The organism is Kitasatospora sp. MBT66 (assembly GCF_000710405.2).
Taxonomy (GTDB): Bacteria; Actinomycetota; Actinomycetes; order Streptomycetales; family Streptomycetaceae; genus Kitasatospora; species Kitasatospora purpeofusca.
This window is the reverse complement of the sequence record NZ_JAIY01000027.1, coordinates 14,799-15,080: the sequence shown is the minus strand read 5'-3', so window position 1 is coordinate 15,080 and position 282 is coordinate 14,799. Positions and strand designations below refer to the sequence as shown.

1 pseudogene is annotated in these 282 nt (G+C 80.1%); it reads right to left on the bottom strand.

Annotated features, from left to right (window positions below):
* Positions 1 to 248, bottom strand: a pseudogene (locus BI06_RS52170) (hypothetical protein); the annotation flags it as partial.
* Positions 249 to 282 lie beyond the last annotated feature (34 nt).

The window sequence follows — 282 nt, the reverse complement described above, 5'->3', positions numbered from 1 at the left end:
ACCGGCAGCCGCCAGGCCAGCGCGTCCGGACCGTGCTCGGCCGCCGCCCGCACCACGCCCAGCAGCCGGCCGTGCTCGCTCTCGCACCACCGCTGCGCCCCGGCGGCGGTGGTGAAGGCCGGTGGTTCGTACCACGGGCCCGGCGGGTCGAGCGGGATCCGCCGGCGGTGCGGGGTGAGCAGCCGGGCGGCGGCGTCGGCGTGGTGCAGGTACCAGTCGCCGAGCCGTTCGCGGGCGGCGGTGCTCACCGCCCGCCCGGTCTCGGCTGCCGCGCGTTCGGCG